This is a genomic window from Campylobacter sp. RM16192 (assembly GCF_004803855.2).
Classification (GTDB): domain Bacteria; phylum Campylobacterota; class Campylobacteria; order Campylobacterales; family Campylobacteraceae; genus Campylobacter_A.
On record NZ_CP012552.1, the window covers coordinates 921,013 to 938,312 of the forward strand.

General features: G+C 37.6%; 20 protein-coding genes and 1 tRNA gene. 7 read left to right on the top strand and 14 right to left on the bottom strand.

The annotated features are described in order from the left end of the window. The first annotated feature begins 5 nt into the window (after positions 1–5). The gene (gene ilvN, locus CDOMC_RS04760) at positions 6–467 is read left to right on the top strand and encodes an acetolactate synthase small subunit (protein ID WP_170020193.1); all 462 of its coding nucleotides are present in this window, start codon (positions 6–8) and stop codon (positions 465–467) included. Continuing rightward, positions 467–1,420, top strand: coding sequence for a UDP-3-O-(3-hydroxymyristoyl)glucosamine N-acyltransferase (gene lpxD, locus CDOMC_RS04765; RefSeq protein WP_172128384.1), 954 nt, complete (start codon positions 467–469; stop codon positions 1,418–1,420). Before ilvN ends, lpxD begins: the two co-directional genes overlap by 1 nt. A 40-nt stretch (positions 1,421–1,460) precedes the next feature. Here the strand turns inward: lpxD and thiF are convergent, their stop codons facing one another. The 11 genes from thiF to murA all read right to left on the bottom strand — a co-directional run bounded on the left by thiF (position 1,461) and on the right by murA (position 11,585). Continuing rightward, complete coding sequence (gene thiF / locus CDOMC_RS04770; RefSeq protein WP_442861619.1) at positions 1,461–2,255, bottom strand: sulfur carrier protein ThiS adenylyltransferase ThiF; 795 nt, start codon at positions 2,253–2,255, stop codon at positions 1,461–1,463. 67 nt (positions 2,256–2,322) lie between these two features. After that, on the bottom strand, positions 2,323–3,486 hold the full coding sequence (locus CDOMC_RS04775) for a pyridoxal phosphate-dependent aminotransferase (RefSeq protein WP_172128386.1): 1,164 nt from the start codon (positions 3,484–3,486) through the stop codon (positions 2,323–2,325). 16 nt (positions 3,487–3,502) lie between these two features. Further along, positions 3,503–5,338, bottom strand: coding sequence for a biosynthetic arginine decarboxylase (gene speA / locus CDOMC_RS04780; protein WP_172128387.1), 1,836 nt, complete (start codon positions 5,336–5,338; stop codon positions 3,503–3,505). Beyond that, positions 5,331–6,566 carry a histidine--tRNA ligase gene (gene hisS / locus CDOMC_RS04785; protein WP_172128388.1) on the bottom strand — a complete coding sequence of 412 codons (1,236 nt, stop codon included), beginning with the start codon at positions 6,564–6,566 and terminating at the stop codon, positions 5,331–5,333. Before hisS ends, speA begins: the two co-directional genes overlap by 8 nt. Next, positions 6,559–7,158 (bottom strand): dTMP kinase, encoded by a 600-nt coding sequence (gene tmk, locus CDOMC_RS04790; protein WP_172128389.1) that lies wholly within the window; start codon positions 7,156–7,158, stop codon positions 6,559–6,561. The genes hisS and tmk overlap by 8 nt, the downstream gene beginning before the upstream one ends. Then, the gene (gene coaD, locus CDOMC_RS04795) at positions 7,159–7,635 is read right to left on the bottom strand and encodes a pantetheine-phosphate adenylyltransferase (protein ID WP_172128390.1); all 477 of its coding nucleotides are present in this window, start codon (positions 7,633–7,635) and stop codon (positions 7,159–7,161) included. Next, the gene (locus tag CDOMC_RS04800; protein WP_172128391.1) at positions 7,632–8,180 is read right to left on the bottom strand and encodes a UbiX family flavin prenyltransferase; all 549 of its coding nucleotides are present in this window, start codon (positions 8,178–8,180) and stop codon (positions 7,632–7,634) included. Before CDOMC_RS04800 ends, coaD begins: the two co-directional genes overlap by 4 nt. Then, positions 8,177–8,986, bottom strand: a complete 810-nt coding sequence (flgA, locus tag CDOMC_RS04805; RefSeq protein ID WP_172128392.1) for a flagellar basal body P-ring formation chaperone FlgA — start codon at positions 8,984–8,986, stop codon at positions 8,177–8,179. The genes CDOMC_RS04800 and flgA overlap by 4 nt, the downstream gene beginning before the upstream one ends. 59 nt (positions 8,987–9,045) lie before the next feature. Then, a tRNA-Gly gene (locus CDOMC_RS04810) sits at positions 9,046–9,120 on the bottom strand. A 40-nt stretch (positions 9,121–9,160) separates the two neighbouring features. Beyond that, entirely contained in the window at positions 9,161–10,318 is a 1,158-nt protein-coding gene (locus tag CDOMC_RS04815) for a molybdopterin molybdotransferase MoeA (protein ID WP_172128393.1), read from the bottom strand. A 1-nt stretch (position 10,319) separates the two neighbouring features. Then, a complete protein-coding gene (gene murA, locus CDOMC_RS04820; RefSeq protein ID WP_172128394.1) occupies positions 10,320–11,585 on the bottom strand; it encodes a UDP-N-acetylglucosamine 1-carboxyvinyltransferase in 1,266 nt (421 codons plus the stop codon). A gap of 130 nt (positions 11,586–11,715) precedes the next feature. On the opposite strand from murA, the gene CDOMC_RS04825 reads away from it, so the two are divergent. The 5 genes from CDOMC_RS04825 to CDOMC_RS04840 are packed head-to-tail and all read left to right on the top strand — an operon-like array spanning position 11,716 to position 14,271. Continuing rightward, positions 11,716–12,402, top strand: coding sequence for an NlpC/P60 family protein (locus CDOMC_RS04825; protein WP_172128395.1), 687 nt, complete (start codon positions 11,716–11,718; stop codon positions 12,400–12,402). Between the two features lie 21 nt (positions 12,403–12,423). Continuing rightward, entirely contained in the window at positions 12,424–12,960 is a 537-nt protein-coding gene (locus CDOMC_RS04830; RefSeq protein WP_172128396.1) for a rhomboid family intramembrane serine protease, read from the top strand. After that, positions 12,957–13,220, top strand: coding sequence for a hypothetical protein (locus CDOMC_RS10160; protein ID WP_236861274.1), 264 nt, complete (start codon positions 12,957–12,959; stop codon positions 13,218–13,220). The genes CDOMC_RS04830 and CDOMC_RS10160 overlap by 4 nt, the downstream gene beginning before the upstream one ends. Next, positions 13,202–13,771 carry a ferritin-like domain-containing protein gene (locus tag CDOMC_RS04835; protein WP_236861370.1) on the top strand — a complete coding sequence of 190 codons (570 nt, stop codon included), beginning with the start codon at positions 13,202–13,204 and terminating at the stop codon, positions 13,769–13,771. Before CDOMC_RS10160 ends, CDOMC_RS04835 begins: the two co-directional genes overlap by 19 nt. A gap of 8 nt (positions 13,772–13,779) precedes the next feature. Then, the gene (locus tag CDOMC_RS04840) at positions 13,780–14,271 is read left to right on the top strand and encodes a SixA phosphatase family protein (RefSeq protein ID WP_172128397.1); all 492 of its coding nucleotides are present in this window, start codon (positions 13,780–13,782) and stop codon (positions 14,269–14,271) included. Positions 14,272–14,828: 557 nt separating this feature from the next. Here the strand turns inward: CDOMC_RS04840 and CDOMC_RS04845 are convergent. Genes CDOMC_RS04845 through CDOMC_RS04855 form a run of 3 tightly spaced genes read right to left on the bottom strand, consistent with a single transcriptional unit; the run spans position 14,829 to position 17,237 of the window. After that, positions 14,829–16,277, bottom strand: coding sequence for a Mur ligase family protein (locus CDOMC_RS04845; protein WP_172128398.1), 1,449 nt, complete (start codon positions 16,275–16,277; stop codon positions 14,829–14,831). Continuing rightward, positions 16,274–17,017 carry an alpha/beta fold hydrolase gene (locus tag CDOMC_RS04850; protein ID WP_172128400.1) on the bottom strand — a complete coding sequence of 248 codons (744 nt, stop codon included), beginning with the start codon at positions 17,015–17,017 and terminating at the stop codon, positions 16,274–16,276. The genes CDOMC_RS04845 and CDOMC_RS04850 overlap by 4 nt, the downstream gene beginning before the upstream one ends. Further along, positions 17,007–17,237, bottom strand: coding sequence for a type II toxin-antitoxin system Phd/YefM family antitoxin (locus CDOMC_RS04855; protein WP_172128402.1), 231 nt, complete (start codon positions 17,235–17,237; stop codon positions 17,007–17,009). Before CDOMC_RS04855 ends, CDOMC_RS04850 begins: the two co-directional genes overlap by 11 nt. Positions 17,238–17,300: the final 63 nt, after the last annotated feature.

Sequence of the window (17,300 nt, forward strand, 5' to 3'; positions counted from 1 at the left end):
TGAGTATAAGAAGAGTAATTTCAGTCATCGTTCTTAACGAACACGGCGTGCTTTCGCGCATTTCCGGGCTTTTTGCAGGGCGTGGGTATAATATCGACACTCTTACCGTTGCGCCGATACCTGAGACAAATTTATCTCGCCTTAGTATCGTAACGGTGGGCGATGAGAAGGTGTTAGAGCAGATCGTAAAGCAGCTTCACAAGCTCATACCTACTTATAAGGTTATAGAAACGGGCGAATTTGTCGAAAAAGAGATGGCGCTTGTAAAAATTCCGCTGAGTGAAAATTTCGGCGGACTTGACGCGATACTTAAGGCTTATAACGGCATAGTTGCGAACACAAATGAAAATTTTATCGTTGTTATGGTGGCTGACGATACGATTAGAGTGAAAAATTTCTTAAAAGCCATCAAAAAATACAATCCGATCGACATCGTTTGCGGTGGATCGGTGCTTATGGATATGTGATGAAATTAAGTGAAATTTATGAGATTTTAGAGCTGAAATTTGAAGGTGACGAGCGTGAGATAACGGCGCTAAATTCGCTAGCTAATGCAAAAAGTAGCGAGCTAAGCTATTGTGACGGCGAAAAAAATGCCAAATTTATCGCAAATTCTAAGGCCGGAGTGATACTAGTAGGTGAAAATTTAAAGGAGTTTGTGCCTGCAAATATGCACGCGATAGTCGTGGAAAACGCGCATTTGGCTTTTGCGATTTTAAGCAAATTTTTTGCAAAAGAGCTTTTTGCAAGCTCGCCAAAAGAGGCTCAAATTTCACCGAGTGCCAAAGTAATGCAAAACGTATATATAGGCTCTGGCGTAGTAGTAGGCGAGGGTAGTGTGCTAATGCCTGGAGTGTTTTTAGGTGATAACGTAAAGGTTGGCAAAAACTGCATCTTGCATCCAAATGTAGTTGTGTATAACGACTGCGTGATCGGCGATAAGTGCCACATAAACGCAAATGCGGTTATAGGTTCGGATGGATATGGCTATGCGCACACAAAAACGGGCGAGCATATAAAAATTTATCATAACGGAAACGTGATTTTAGAGGATTTTGTAGAGATAGGCGCGTGCACGACGATAGATCGTGGAGTGTTTGAGTCAACCATCATCAAGCGCCACACAAAGATAGATAACCTTGTGCAGATAGGCCATAACTGCGAGCTAGGGCAGGGCTGCTTAATAGTAGCGCAAACCGGTCTTGCAGGCTCAAGTAAGCTAGGTAGAAACGTCGTAATGGGTGGACAAAGCGGCACAGTAGGACATATTAAAGTCGGCGACTTCGCTCGGATCGCAGCAAGAGGCGGAGTAAGCAAGGATATCGAAGGCGGCAAGAAATACGCAGGAGCTTATCCTATAATGGAGCTTGGCGAGTTTTTCAAAATACAAGCTAAGATATTAAGGTTTTTTAAAAAGTAGAAAAATTAAGCCTTTTACATTGTGTAAAAGACTTAATTGATTATGCCTCTAAATTCATCATAAGGCGGATTGCAAGGTTTGCTTGGTGGTTAGCGCAAATCGCTACGCGCGGTGCCATTAGTCCTTGTCCTACTTTTGCGGCGTTGTTTAGATCACCACATATATGAACATTTTTAGCAAATTTTATTGTTTTTATTAAATTTGAACTATGATATCCCGCCATTCCAGATGCTGCGATAATTTGCTTATCCTTTAAACTCGCTCCGGCTTCGTTTACTATCATAGTTTTACTTGCCACATTATCGAAGGCTTCGCAAATTATGGGACATGGTGCAAAAATTTCCGCGACATTTGAGCTATCTAAAAAAATATCATGAGTAATTACATTTACAAACGGATTAATTTCGCTAATCATACTTTTTAAAGCTTCAGCTTTTTTTATTCCGATATGTTTTATAAAGTAATGTTGGCGGTTTAGGTTGCTAGGTTCAACCACGTCAAAATCAACGAGTACAAGCTTAGCAACCCCTACGCGTGCCAGACTAATAGCTATGTTGGATCCAAGTCCACCAAGTCCGGCTACTCCAATGCAACTATGTTTGAGCGCGTCATTTAGTTCAGGCGTGTTTCTAGCCTCTATCATAGAACGTAAAATTCCAGATTCAGGCATAACTCCGCGTTTTATGAGCACAATATTTGCACCATCTTTTATATCTAAATTTTCACTGGTTGCAAAGCCATTGATTATAAAGATATCCGGATTTTCAGCACTAAATTTCTTTAAAAATTGATATAGCTCTTTATTGCTAAAAATTTCACTCTTAAGCTCATCCATAGTTTTGGATTGAATTTTAAAATTTGCGCCATTTATAGTTACATTGGTCATTTTGCATCTTTAAATATTAGTAATTTTTGACAAATTCCCCAATTTTACTTATGCCTTTTATGATATTTTCCATACTTGTAGCAAAGCTTAGTCTAAAGTATCCGTCCATACCAAATCCGACTCCGGGAACGCAAGCTACTTTCGCCTCTTCAAGTAAGCGGCGACAAAATTTCATAGAGTCAGGCTCAATCTTTGAGCAGTTTATAAATAGATAAAACGCCCCTTCAGGCTTAACAACACTTAGCCCATCTATCGCATTTATCATATCGCATGCGACATCTCTTCTTTTTATAAATTCATTTTTCATCATCTCTACGTCATCATCAGCCTTGCCTAAAAGCCCTGCTATGGCACCTGCTTGCACTATTGAGCTTATATTGCTTGTGCTTTGGCTTTGTAGTTTTTTTACGGCACTGTTTAGCTCAGGTATAACGCTGGCCATATAGCCAAAGCGCCAGCCTGGCATAGCTCCGCACTTACTAAGTCCATTGATCGTGATAGTTCGCTTAAACATATCATCACTCACGCTTGCTGCAGCAGTAAATGGCGCATCGTAGCTAAGCTTTTCGTAAATTTCATCGCTTGCTACTATTATTTTGGTTCCTTTTAAAATTTCCCCAAGAGCCAATAACTCTTCGCGGCTATATATTGCGCCTGTTGGATTATTTGGACTGCTTAAAACTAAAATTTTAGTTTTTGGAGTTATAGCTGCTTTTAGTTGATCAGGTGTTATCTTAAATTTTGTTTTTTCACATGTCTCTATAAATACTGGGGTTCCGCCACTAAATTTGACCATCTCTGGATAGCTTACCCAGTAAGGGCTTGGAATTATAACTTCATCTCCTACATCAATTAAAGCTTGAAAGATATTAAAAAGCGAGTGTTTTGCGCCGACATTTGTAATAATTTGACTTGGCTCGTATTTTAAGCCGTTATCTCGCTCAAGCTTTGTGGCGATCGCCTTTAGTACCTCTGGAGTGCCTGGGATAGGTGTGTATTTGCCACATCCTTTATTTAGCGCATCTATGACGGCATCTTTGATAGCTTTTGGTGTGTCAAAGTCAGGCTCTCCCGCTGAAAAGCTCACCACATCCTCTCCCTTTGCTTTCATCTCTTTAGCAAGCGAGCTAATAGCAATAGTAAGTGACTCGCTTAATACTTGAACTCTATTTGATAACATTGTCTTTCCTTTTTGCTTAAGATATTGTTTTTAGATAACCATTGTCGTTTAAAAAGAGATACATCTCACCTAAAATTTGCTTCTTTTGTGTGTCGTTTACCAGTTTTGACTTCTCGATTCGCTCGCTTAGCGTGTCTTGAATTTCATAGATGTCATAGTCAAGATCCTCCATGATATCAAGGATTGATTGGCTCTCAAGCAGGTGAACAACCTTGTATCCGCTCTCATCTATCTCTATCGTAGCTTCGGTTGGGTGCGTAAAGAGATTATGCCTCATTCCAAGCACTTCCTGATAAGCTCCAACCATGAAAAATCCTAAAAAATACTCCTCTTTTTCTACATCTATATCGTGTAAAAACAGAGGGTTAAACTCATCGTCAAATCCAATCTCCCCGTCGCTATCGCAGGTGATATCCCAAAGCGATGCCGAGCGGGTAGGGCGCACATCAAGTCTGTGAAGCGGCATGACAGGGAAATTTTGTTTTAAACCCCAAAAATCAGGCAGCGACTGAAAGAGCGAGAAATTTATCAGGTATCTTTCTTGCACCTCTTCTTGTAGTTTTAAAAGCTCTGGGTTATTTTGCTTAGTTCCAAGCATTTTTACTGCTTTTTTGATGATAAGGTGAGTTAAAATTTCAGCATTTGAGCGGTCAACCAGATCAACATATCCCAAGTCAAAGAGCGTAAGAATGCTCTCCATGTGATCCATGCTATCGTGCAGATACTCCATCGCATTTGACGCTTTTATCGTGTTTAGAAGATCGACCAGTTCGGTTATGAGCTGAGGATTTTTCTTTTTAAGAGCAAGCTTTTCTTCTGTGTAGTCCTGAGAAAATAGCTCAAGCACGGGCGCAACGAGCACAGCGTGAGAGGCGGCTACGAAGCGACCGCTTTCTATAAATATATCTGGCTCAAGCTCGTTTTTTTGGTTTGCGATGGTTTTAAGCAGGTAAACCACGTCGTTTGCGTATTCGCTTAGGGTGTAGTTACGGCTTGAGTTTTCTTTAAACTGCGAGTACTCGATAGCTAGACCGCCACCTAAATTTATGGCTTTTAGATTTTTTGCCCCCATTTTTCGTAGTTCTGCGTATATGTTGCCAGCTTCTATGAGAGCTTTTTTAAGTGGATGGATTTCGGTTATCTGAGAGCCGATATGAAAGTGGATCATATTAAAACAATCCAGCAAATTCGCTTCTTTTAGCAAATTTACTGCCTCAATAAGCTCGGTTGATGTAAGCCCAAATTTTGAATTTATACCGCCACTCTTAGCCCAAATTCCAGAGCCTGAACTGTGAAGTCTGATGCGAAGTCCGATGTTTGGTTTTGGTTTAAAGCGCTCTTTTGCGATCGCGATTATCGCTTCAAGCTCGTTAAGACCCTCGATGGTAAGTGTGATGTTATGCCCCATCTCAGCTGCGATAAAGCCTATGTTTATCATCTCTTTGTCTTTAAAGCCATTTACCGTTATCGGCGCGCCTTCGTTGTTGTAAGCCATCACGAGTAAAAGCTCCGCTTTTGAGCCCGCTTCAAGTCCATAGCCGTATTTTTTGCCGTGTTTAACTAGGTTTTTTACAAAGCCAGGGTATTGATTTACCTTAAGCGGATAGACGGCGTTAAAAGTGCCTTTGTAGCTAAATTCTTTGATGGCTGATTTGAAATTTGAGTAAATTTGCTCGATTTGCTTTTGTATAAGGTGTGGAAAGCGCAGAAGCATAGGGCCTCTGTAGCCTTCGTCTCTGATGCCTTTTACGATGTCGATGATCGCATGCTTTGAGCCGTGATTTATGCAGACCTTGCCGTTTTCAATGACGAAATTTGAATCGCCCCATAAATTTAAACCGTAGTTATTCACCTAGCACTCCTTGAAGTTCGTCTAAATTTAGCACGCGTTCATCTTTTGTGCTTAAATTTTTGTACCAAATTTTACCTTCTTTTAGCTCATTTTCGCCCATACAGAGGAAAATTTCGCAGTTTTTATTGTCTGCGTTTTTAAGATGTTTTTGCAAATTTCTAGCTTCGTAGCTTATCTCAGTTTTATATTTTTTTCTTAAATTTATGCCGAAGTTGTAAATGTGTTCAAGTCCCACTTCATCAAGTGCGCAGATATAAACTCCTTCGCGTTTGGCGCTAGCCTCTCTCGTGCTTAAAATTTCCATTATCCGCTCGATACCCATAGCAAAGCCGACCCCATAGCTTGCTTTGCCGCCTAGATACTCGACCAGTTTATCATATCTTCCGCCGCCTGCGACCGCACTTTGGCTTCCTATTTCGTCGCTTATGAACTCAAAAGCTGTTTTGCAGTAGTAGTCAATCCCGCGCACAAGCCTTGAATCTATCTCAAATTTTATGCCATTTGCCGTTAAAATTTCTTGCAATTTATCAAAATCAGCCTTACACTCTGCGCTTAAATTATCGATTATTAAAGGAGCATCTTTGTAAATTTCTTGGCATTTTTGCTCTTTGCAGTCAAGCACTCGGATAGGATTTGTAAGTTTGCGTCTTTTACAATCCTCGCAAATTTCAGCTTCATGCTCATCTAAAAATTTAACCAGCTTTTGGCGGTAAGCCGGCATACACTCGCTATCTCCTAGCGAATTTATCTTAAGAGTGGTTTTTATGTTTAGTCTGGCAAAAATTTCATCTATCATCAAAATAATGCTCGCATCCTCATAGACGCTTGGCTCGTTAAAGCACTCACAGCCAAACTGATGAAACTCTCTTAAGCGTCCCTTTTGCGGGCGCTCGTAACGAAACATTGAGCCATGATAAAAGTATCTTCTCACACCTCCCGCCTTATCGAATTTCGCTTCGATAAAAGCCCTCACGACTCCAGCAGTTCCTTCGGGTCGCAAACAGACGTCATTTTCGCCTTTATCGATAAACTGATACATCTCTTTTCCTACGATATCGCTACTTTCGCCCACACTCCTCCTAAAGAGCGCGGTTTGCTCAAGGTGAGGCGTCATGATAAAGCTATATCCGTAGTTTTTCGCCACCTCTTCGCAAATTTTAATGATATATTCGTAGGTTTGCCCGCTTGGAGGCAGGTGATCTTTCATCCCTCTTAATGCGCTAATCATCTATAAATTCCTTTATCAAATTTGTTATTTTATCCATCTCATCGCTTGCGTTTATAGTTAAAATTTCTATATCAAGCAAGCCTAAAACGCGCTTCATGCACTCTTGTACGTTTAGCAGATAATCCGCCCCGCGACTTTCTATATGATCAAGCTTGCGAGAAAAAACGCGAGAGTTTAAAAGCTCTAAATTTGCCTCAAAAAACACTATCTTATCAGGCAGATTGCCCCTCAGGGCAAATTTATTAAACTTAAACAGTTTTTGTACATACGCTTCATCGCAGGCTTTGCCCGCACGGCTTTCATTTGCCATGGCATAAGCCATGCCCGATACAAATCCTCTATCGCTTAAAACTATCTTATCTTCGTTTTTGCTTATAATTTTATCAAAATGCTCGGCACGATCGGCTAAAAATAGCAAAATTTCAGCCTCTTTGCTAAGCGAGTTTTTGCCAAGCAAAATTTCTCTTAGCTTCTCGCCAAGCTTCGTTCCACCGGGCTCGTGAGTGATAACGGAGTTTTTGTAAAATTTCGCAACTCTTCTTATCTGAGTGCTTTTGCCGACTCCATCAACCCCTTCAAACAGCACATACATCTAATTTTTTTCCTTTAAAATTTCTAAAATTTCATTTGGTACAAGCTTGCTCACATCGCCATTATGCCTTAAAACCGAGCGCACGATAGAGCTTGATATAAAGGCGTTTTTAAGACTTGGCATAAGATAAACCGTCTCAAACTCATCCCAAAGAGTGGCGTTTGCGTAGCCTATCTGAAGCTCGTACTCAAAGTCACTAACTGCGCGAAGCCCACGTATAACGATGTTTATATCGTGACTCTTGGCAAAATCCACAAGCAGATTATCAAAGCTGATAACGCTTACATTTTTTAAATTCGCAGTTGCGATCTTAGCCATCTCAACACGCTTTTGGATATCGAAATACGGCTGCTTGCTCTCACTTTTTGCAACCCCTACGATAACCTTGTCAAAAATCCTTGTTGCACGCTTGATAACGTCGATGTGTCCGTTTGTGATCGGATCAAAGGTTCCCGGATATATGCAAGATTTTTTCACTCTTCGCCCCATCTTTTATAAATTTGATTTTCTATGCCAAGCCCGTCAAGCCACTTGCCGATGATGAAATTTTCCATATCTTCTACACTTTTTATATCGGCGTAATATCCTAAAATAGGCGGCGCAATGATAACGCCCATATTTGAAAGCTTTGCCATATGTTCAAGTGCGATCGTAGAAAATGGCATCTCGCGAATACCAAGGATTAGCCTCCTTCGCTCTTTAAGCGCAACTGCGGCCGCGCGAGTTAGCAAAGTGTCGCTAAATCCTGCATGAATTTTTGCTAATGTGTTTATAGAGCAGGGCGCTATGATGCTAGCTTCTATGCCAAATGATCCTGAAGCTACGGCTGCTGAGATATCGCTTTCATCGTAAATTTTAGCGTTTTTGATAGATAAATTTAGCTTTTGCTCTTTTTCAAGCACAAGTTTAGCGTTCTTACTTACGACGACGTGGCACTCGCTTGTTTTAGCTATCTTGTTAGCAAGCTTAACGCCCAAATTTACGCCACTTGCCCCGCTAATACCTACTAGAATTTTTCTCATCTGATTAGCACCTGTTTTTTTGAAATTATTGTAGCATAAAATACCTTTTTATCTCTGCCCCTAACTTTTATCACATCGCCTAAATTTCCGTCTTCCAAGGCTCTTACTTCTATACTTACATTTAGTGATCCGTCGTTAAAAACGGCTTGGATGTTATCTCCTTTTTTTATCATCGAAAGCATTTGAAACTGCCTTTTTGCAAGAATTTCGCCTGCTTTTATGTTTTGTTTTGAGATCATCTTTGAAACTGGAATATCGGTAAAATAATCTTTTGAAAACTCGCTAAAATCAATCTCATCCAAACGGTAATCAAGCACACTTAAGATGTGTCTAATGGAAATTTGCTTACCTGCTCTTAAAATAGGCATTTTAGCCTTAAATTCGTATCTGAAAAACAGGCTCTTAATGCTATCATTTGGCAGGAAAAAAGTAGCTCTAAAGCTTCCTTTTTGGCTGTTGAGAGAGTTTATGAAAAGTTTTTCGAATTTATATGTTGAAAAATCTTTTGGAAGCTCGTTTTGCGGGGTTATAATCGGAATTTGGTTAAATTTTATCTGCGGATATTCGCTTACTACCGCGCTTAAAAAATCTTTTTGAAGCTTTAAAATTTCATCGCAATCTTTCACGAAGATCATCTCTCCACCGCTTCTATCGGTAAAATTTATGAGATGAAATTTTAAAATTTCAGCCATTTTGCTTGAGTTTATTTTGGCTGCTTTTTGCTGGTTTAAATTTAAAATTTCTGCGTCTTTGCTGTTAAAGCCTAGTGTTTTAAGTGTGATAGCGTCATTATCGATGCAATACATCGGATTTAGTATGATGGAATTTGCAAATAAAAAAATCGGAAAAAATAGAGTGAAAAAAATGGAGCGGGAAACGAGATTCGAACTCGCGACCCCAACCTTGGCAAGGTTGTGCTCTACCCCTGAGCTATTCCCGCAGATAAGAAGTCGCAATTTTATCAAAATCATCACCGTTTGTCAAGAAATTTTATAAATAAAAATCTTATCACCTTTTTTTATCTCGTTTTGATCGAAGTCAGAAAGGTAGATGGCGTTACTTTTTACTAGAGGCAATATCATACCTGAACCAAATTTATTGTTATCTGTTATATGAAATTTACCATCTTTTAGTGTTCCTAATACTATATTCTGACGTCCGGACTTTATCTTTAGATCCTGATAGGCTTCCGCTTCAACTTGCATCAAATTTTTGCCGTTTAAAAATGGCACTACAAGCAAAAATGCGAGTAAAAAGGCTGCCATAGGATTTCCAGGAAGTATAAAAACTAATTTTGAATCTTTAGAGTATGCCTTGCATGGGCGACCAGGTCTAACATTTATATGTTCAAAAAGTTCTTTGAAACCAAGCGAAAGTAGGGCAGTTTTCATATAGTCAGCTTCGCCTTTACTAGCCCCACCAGAACAAATAATCACATCAAAATTTGCATTTTGAAACGAATTTATAGTCTCGTTTAAATCATCTTTTATTATCCCCAAATAACTACTTTTGAAACCGAAATTTGACAGTATGGCGGCTATTGCTTCGGCGTTTGCGTTATAAATTTGATTCTCATCGGCTGTTTGCCAAGGTTCTATTATCTCATCTCCGCTTGAGAAAATGCCTATTTTTGGCTTTATCAATACTTTTACACGAGAGATGCCTTGAGCTGCAAGCATCATTATATGAGCCGGAGCAAGTCTGGTGCCTGCGCTAATCAGCTCATCTCCTGCTTTTACCTCTTCTCCTCTATGCCTAAATGCATCATAAGCTCTTGTTTTATCGGTTACTATGACTTTTTCATCTTCTATAACGACATCCTCAAGTCTAGCCACAGTGTCTGCACCTTTTGGCATTTTTGCACCAGTCATTATCTTTATACACTCGCCATCTTTTATCGATGTATCTTTGCTATCTCCAGCAAAAACAGCGTCTACAACTTTTAGAGGTTTGTTTTTATCTGCAAATTTCATAGCATAGCCATCTAATGCCGAGTTATCAAATGCTGGCAAATCCTTTACGGCGATTATGTTCTCGGCTAAAATTTCTCCTACCGCCATAGATATGCTTACAAATTCGCTATTGTTACTTGATTTTACACTATCAAATATAGTTTTTAAAGCTTCATCTACTATCATCTTATTCTTCCAATCTTTTTATTTTAGCTCCTAGTTTTGCGAGCTTTACTTCTAAATTTTCATAACCTCTATCAAGATGGTAAATTCTATGCACCTTGCTTGTTCCATCGCTTGCAAGAGCTGCTAATACTAGGGCTGAAGAGGCTCTAAGATCAGTAGCCATAACATCTGCCGCGTTTAGCTTAACTCCGCCGTAAACGCTTGCGATATGTCCGTTTAGCCTGATATCAGCACCCATTCTGGTTAGCTCGCTAACGTGCATGAAGCGGTTCTCAAACAATCTTTCATCTATGACGCTAACTCCGTCTGCAATTAGTGCAAGAGCCATAAACTGGGCTTGCATGTCGGTTGGAAATCCAGGATATTCAGTTGTTACTATCTCCACCGGTTTTATTTTATCCGCAGGCAGTATGGTTATTTTGTCGTCATTAATTTCTATGCCAAAGCCCATCTCATTAAATTTGGTTAATATAGCCTTTAGGTGATTTGCATTGGCATTTGTTATTGTGATTTTAGAATTTGTAATAGCGCCTGCGCAAAGGTAGGTGCCAGCCTCTATTCTGTCTGGAATTACTCTTATATTTTTAGAGGTTATAAGGTTTTGTCCTGTACCTTTAATAGTAAGTTCATTAGTCCCGATCCCTTCTATATATACTCCGGCATCTGCTAAAACCTCGCATAGTTGCACTACTTCAGGCTCTTTTGCTACGTTTGTAAGACGTGTGGTGCCGTGCGCTAAGGCGGCCGCCATTATGATATTTTCGCTTCCTGTGACCGTAATCTTATCAAATACAATATCGGCTCCGTGCAAGCCATTTGGCGCGGTAGCTACTACATAGCCCTGTTTTATTTCGATATTTGCACCCATCTTTTCAAGTGCGCTTAAGTGCAGATCTATCGGACGCTGACCTATGGCGCAACCTCCGGGCAAGCTTACTTCGCAATGTCCAAATCTGGCTAGTAAGGGTCCAAGAACCAAGATGGAAGCGCGCATTTTACGGACTATATCGTAGTTTGCCTTAGTAGAGTTTATATTGTTTGTATTGATTTTTAGTATATGAGAGTCTAAAAAATCGCACCTCGCACCTAAATTTACAAGTAAAGTCGCAAGAGTCTTTATATCTGCAACATTTGGGATATTTTCTAGTACTACATCATCTTTCATTATCAACGTTGATGCTATAAGCGGTAATGCCGCGTTTTTAGCACCGCTTATAGCGACCTCTCCGCTTAATTTACTATTTCCTTCTATTTCCAAATAAAACATAATTAAATCCTTATAAGATAGCGATTATAACGCAATTTAACTTATAAAAAGAAAATTTAAGTCATTTAAAGCCTTTTTTACCCAATTATCTATATAATTTTAATCGCTTAATAAAAACTTAGGATATAAATTGAAATTTAAAAAGTCTATTTTAATCACAATGTTAAGCTGCTTTTTTCTATCAGGTTGCTCTTATTTAACTCCAAATTTAGATCAAAAACGAACACCAGATACAATAGAAGAAATAAAAGATGAGCAAAGCCATATTAAATTTGCAGAATTTGATCATACCGGAGTGTATTATGCAGCCAAGGCATCGTATATTTCAAAAATGATAAATGAATATATTGGAAAGAAAAGTGGCAAAGACTGCTCTGGGTTTGTATCTTTAATAAATAAAAAAAATAACAATATATATTTTAAAGAGGTTAATCTAGAAAAGTTTTATACTAAATACGGACTTAAATCAGAAGCTATTTTTAATCTATATAAAGATCAAGGTTTAATTTTTAATGAAAACCCAAAAGTAGGAGATTTGATATTTTTTAACAACACTACAAGCAAAACAAAAAATTACAAAAAGACAAAAATAATTACGCATATAGGCATAGTAAGCGATATATATAGCGATGGAACAATAGAATTTATACATCACACCGGGAAGAAAAGCAAAAAAGGAGTCATAAATTTCTCTCAAAAAAATAGACATAAAGTAGCTGGAAAAAAGATAAATTCCTATATAGTAGATTGTAAAAAATGCAACTCTTCGTATCTTAGCTCAAATAAATTTGCAGGCTTTGGCAGAGTTAAAATTTAAAGGCTTTTAAAAGGATTTGGATTGTATGTAACTTCTTTTTTGATAGCCTTTAACTGTCTAGTGTATTTTCTTATAAATTTCGCTATTCAAGATAGTGACTTAAATTTGGTTTTTGGGTTGAATTTACTGCTTTTGGATCAAAATTTCTTATGGCAGCCTTTAAGCTCTATGTTTATGCATGGTAGTTTAACTCATCTTCTTATGAATATGGCTGTGCTTTATCAGTTTGGCGGTCTTTTGGAGCGATATTTTGGCAGTTTTAAATTGACTGTTTTATATATATTGGGCGGAATTTTAACCTCAATTCTAAGTTTTATCTATATATACTACTCATTTGTTTTTGGAAATAATATTATAAATTTAGTCGGTGCTAGTGGCGCTATAAGCGTGCTTTTGGGTAACTTGGCATTTTTAGATAAAAATAATACAAAAGGTATTTTGATAGCTGTTTTGCTTATGAGTTTTGTGCCTTTGATGATGGGTGTAAATGTCGCTTGGTATGCACATATAATAGGCTTTGCGGTAGGATACTTTGTAATGAAAGCGAGAATTTTATGAGATTTTTTAAAGAGCTTGGTGAAATTTTACTTTGTGGTAACAAGGACAAAAAATTTGCCAAATTTAAGAGATTTTATAATGGCTACAAAGTAGGGCATTACGAGATAATCGATGACGGCGAAATTTTAGAGCTTAAAGAGCCAAGTTATGCTAAATTTTGTGACTTAGTGGAGATGAAAATCTGGATAAAAAATCAAGCAAACAAAACAAAGACGCAGCCTTCCTTCACTCTATCGCTCATATCGAATATAGCGCCATAGATATAGCGCTTGATGCGGCTTATCGCTTCCGAGGGCTTCCTAAGCAGTATTATGACGACTGGCTTGAAGTGGCTGAAGACGAGATAAGACACTTTAAGATGATAGAAAAATATATGCAAAATTTTGGAGTGAAATACGGCGATATGCAGGTGCATAACGGACTTTTTGTAGCGCTTAAGATGACTGAAAATTCTCTTCTTGAGCGTATGGCTGTGCTTCCAAGATATATGGAGGCAAACGGACTTGACGCAAACGCTTTTATGCTTAAAAAACTTGAAAATGACCATACGAAAGCCGATTTAAAAGAAATTTTGCAAGTGATTTTAGACGAAGAAATTTCACACGTAAGCAAAGGCGATAGGTGGTTTAAATTTGAGTGTGAGCGAAGAAACATCGATCCAAGCGAATATATCGCTATCGTTCAGAGAATTTATCCAAATTCATTTTTACAAACCAGAGAGCTAAACGAAGAGGCTAGATTAAAGTCCGGATTTAGTGCTTTAGAGATAGAGTGCATCAAGCAAATAGCCAAAAATAGGGCGTATAAATAGGAGTGAATATGAAAAAAATTTACTTTATAAGGCATGCTAAAGCAGCTCAAAAAGACTATGAAAACGACTTTGAGCGCGATCTAAACGAACGAGGCAAGAAAGATCTGGCTTTGATGTGCGATAGACTTAAAAAGCATAAAGTGAGGGTAGATACGATCTTTTCAAGCCCTGCAAAACGCTGTGCAAAAACCGCTAATAAAATGGCTGATGCGGTTAAATTTAAAGGCAAGATAGAATTTGTAGATATGTTTTACGAGGCTAGCGTGAGTGATATGCTTGAGTTTATAAGAGAACTTGATGATAAGCTAAATAGCGTATTTATCGTATCGCACAACGACACTATAACTGAAATTTGCGAACTTCTAAGCGATGCTGCAATAGGCAACATCCCTACTTGTGGGATATTTTGCATAGAATTTGAATCCCCTTTTAAAAATATCAAAGAGCATGAAAACCGCGCTTTGTTTTTTGATTATCCCAAAAAGCATAAAAAAGACTGATTTGATTTTATTAACTTACTAATATTTCCAAAAAATAAATAAAAAATATTAAAAATCCATACATATAAAAATAATTAGAATATAGCTAAAAATATTGCATTAAATTTAATGGATAAATTAAAATAATTCAAAAAGTAAAACAAATTCAAATGCCTAAAATGGGGATTATTTAATATTCTGGTAAGATACTATTTTAATTATATAAAATAATTTGAAAATTATAGTTTTCAATACAAAATAATGAAAATAGTTTGTATTTAACCTTCATTCTAGTGTTTGAAGTCAATGATGATTAATTTTGATATTTTTAATTTATATAGTTTATGTATAGTTATAATTCAAAAAAGTACATTAAAGCGCAGTGAACAAATACAACTTTTTATTGGATATACTGTGGTTAGATATAATAATTTCTTTCATTTGAAAACAAAAGCTATTTTTAAATGAAACAATATAACACTATATATGCATAAAAATTTTAGAAATTATTGGCTTTTTAAGTAGTTTTTAGTGTGTTTTATATTGATTTTTTGAGCTTTATAAAAAGCCCAAATTTATTACATAAAGCTAGGCGCATCGTTTGAAAATAGTATTAGATCCCCTGCTTTGGTGTTTTGAGCTAGTATCTCTTGCATTTTTGATTTATCTTTTATGATGATTATCTTTGGCTTTGTGAGATATTTAAGCAGTGAAACTGCGTTTAGCGAGCTTGATATCATCACTACATCAAAAGTTTCATTTATGATCTTGCTTAGTTTTTTGTTTTCCTCGGCAGTGCTTTCCACGATCCCTGGAGTTATCAATACTTTGCGACCTTCATAGCCCGAAACAAGCTCGTAAGACACACTCATGCCGTTAAAGTTGCCATTGAAACTATCGTCTATTATGATTTTACCGCCCGCATCAATTCTTTGAAGCCTATGCTCGACATTTTTAAGTTTAGATATCAAATTTTGCACTTTTGACGGCTCGAGCCCTAGATAAAGAGCGGTTTTTACACAAACGGCTAAATTTGTGCAGTTAAATTTGCCAAGCAAAGGAGAGCTAAATTTAACTTCATCAAGGCTGAAATTTATGCCTTCTAAATTTGCCTTTATATCTTTTAAATTTTTATCAAAAATTTCCACTTTTTCGCTCTCTTTTGCTAGTGTTGAGCTATGCACGAAAGCTTTTTCAAGTCGTTTAGAGCCAAGCGCTTCAAGCTTGGTTGAGCGGATATTATCAAGAGTTTTAAAGTATTCGATGTGCTGAGCCCCTATTTCGCCTACGATTACGATCTGAGGCTGTAAAAATGCGGTTATCTCAGCGATATCGCCCTTTAATCTAGCCCCTGCTTCGGCTATATAAATTTGCGTATCGGCAGCAAGATTGTTGTTTACATCTTGGATGAGCCCAGCTAGGGTATTTACACTGCGAGGAGTTTTGTGGCATCTAAAATCATCTTTTAGTATTTCGAATAAGAAATTTTTGATGCTTGTTTTGCCAAAACTTGCCGTTATAAGGATGATCTTAAGCTCTTTTATTTCTTTAAGATTTTTAATCGCAGCCTTTTCGTAAGTTTTAAAATTCATTTTTTCAAGTATAAAGCTAAGGATAAACGAAAGTACAAGCGGCAATATGATACCTAAATTTTGGCACTTGGCAGAGATAAAGCAAAATACATTTTCAAGCACTAAGGCAAGCGCAAGTATGCTGAAAAATCGCTTGACTCTAGGTGTAAAAACCAGCTTTTTATCAAGCTTTTTATGCCAGAGATAAAGGCTTGGCACCATCGCAAAGTAAAAATATATCCAAAAAAACTTACTAGTCGTATAGTAAAGCACGATAGGAATGATCGCAAAAAACACGTGCCACACAGGCTTTGTGAAGTGAAAAAACACTCGCTCAAATTTGTACGAAAACCATTGCAGGCATGTGATGAGATAAAATCCGAGCGCAAGAGTAAATAAAATATGCGAGGCGACAAGTCCGCTTTGGATTAAAATTTGAGTTAAATTTTCACTCATCTTAGCTCCTTATTTGGCTTTAAATTTAGTTCAGAGTCGATAACTCCGCTAATATAGCTTGCACGTAGCAAGAAAAAGAAGTGGTCGCCTTTAAGCGGATGAAAGTCGCTATTTGCTATGAGCCTATGTATCTGCTCGCCACTTTTTAGCGGAGTTGCGCTATCTTCTTCACCCCAAAATATAAACGCCCTGCCCTTGTAATCTTTAAATTTGCTTGTAAAGTCCTCATTTACGACGTTTTTAAGCGTTTCATACATCTGCTTGCTCATGCCTTTTACATCTTTTGTAGCAAAAAATTTATACAAAAAGCCAAATCCAAGTGCTTTTAAAATTTTAAAAATAGAGATCTTAAATCTCACAAAAAAGGGCTTTTTGGTAACTATGCCGGCACTGCTTAAAAGAGCTAAATTTGCAGGCTTTAACAAAGTTGCAACCTTGCCGCCAAATGAGTGTCCGACGATAAGAGTTGGAATGATATTTATCTCCTCTAAAAACAGCTTCATAATCTCGGCGTAATCTTTCGTATAAAGCGGCTCTTGCATATTTGAAGCGCCAAAACCTGGCATATCGATGTAGATATGCTTAAAACCAGTTAGAAATTTGCCAAAGGCCTTTTTCATTATCTCTTTATTTGCCCCCCAGCCGTGCAAAAATACTATCGCATGTTCGTTTGATAAATTTAGCATCTCGTAGCTTATTTGGTAACTTTTGCCTTTGTAAATTATCTCCTTACTCGCCATTTTCACCCTTTTTTCTTGACGAATATATAGTTTGTAGAACTTCCACCGCCTCGCATAGGCGCTCGTATTCAGCCATATTTAGTAAAACCGCTTCAAATTTGTTGTTTTTTACAATGACGGCTCGCTTGGTCTGTGCCGAGCCTACTTTAGTAAGAACGGTGCTAAAATTTCTAACAACTTCGGTGGCGGTGTAGATTTCATCTTTGCTAAATGTAGTCATTTTTTACTCTTTATGTAAAATTTTACATAAAATATAACAAATAAGCCTTTAAATTCGGCTAAA

Excerpts from the sequence above, each read along its gene's own strand:
- thiF (WP_442861619.1), bottom strand. The coding sequence starts at position 2,255 with ATGGATGAGCTTAAGAGTGAAATTTTTAGCAATAAAGAGCTATATCAA.
- flgA (WP_172128392.1), bottom strand. The coding sequence starts at position 8,986 with ATGTATTGCATCGATAATGACGCTATCACACTTAAAACACTAGGCTTT.
- lpxD (WP_172128384.1), top strand. The coding sequence starts at position 467 with ATGAAATTAAGTGAAATTTATGAGATTTTAGAGCTGAAATTTGAAGGT.
- CDOMC_RS04840 (WP_172128397.1), top strand. The coding sequence starts at position 13,780 with ATGAAAAAAATTTACTTTATAAGGCATGCTAAAGCAGCTCAAAAAGAC.
- CDOMC_RS04775 (WP_172128386.1), bottom strand. The coding sequence starts at position 3,486 with ATGTTATCAAATAGAGTTCAAGTATTAAGCGAGTCACTTACTATTGCT.
- CDOMC_RS04845 (WP_172128398.1), bottom strand. The coding sequence starts at position 16,277 with ATGAGTGAAAATTTAACTCAAATTTTAATCCAAAGCGGACTTGTCGCC.
- CDOMC_RS10160 (WP_236861274.1), top strand. The coding sequence starts at position 12,957 with ATGAGATTTTTTAAAGAGCTTGGTGAAATTTTACTTTGTGGTAACAAG.
- CDOMC_RS04800 (WP_172128391.1), bottom strand. The coding sequence starts at position 8,180 with ATGAGAAAAATTCTAGTAGGTATTAGCGGGGCAAGTGGCGTAAATTTG.
- hisS (WP_172128388.1), bottom strand. The coding sequence starts at position 6,566 with ATGATTAGCGCATTAAGAGGGATGAAAGATCACCTGCCTCCAAGCGGG.
- CDOMC_RS04850 (WP_172128400.1), bottom strand. The coding sequence starts at position 17,017 with ATGGCGAGTAAGGAGATAATTTACAAAGGCAAAAGTTACCAAATAAGC.
- CDOMC_RS04855 (WP_172128402.1), bottom strand. The coding sequence starts at position 17,237 with ATGACTACATTTAGCAAAGATGAAATCTACACCGCCACCGAAGTTGTT.
- tmk (WP_172128389.1), bottom strand. The coding sequence starts at position 7,158 with ATGTATGTGCTGTTTGAAGGGGTTGATGGAGTCGGCAAAAGCACTCAG.
- CDOMC_RS04815 (WP_172128393.1), bottom strand. The coding sequence starts at position 10,318 with ATGATAGTAGATGAAGCTTTAAAAACTATATTTGATAGTGTAAAATCA.
- murA (WP_172128394.1), bottom strand. The coding sequence starts at position 11,585 with ATGTTTTATTTGGAAATAGAAGGAAATAGTAAATTAAGCGGAGAGGTC.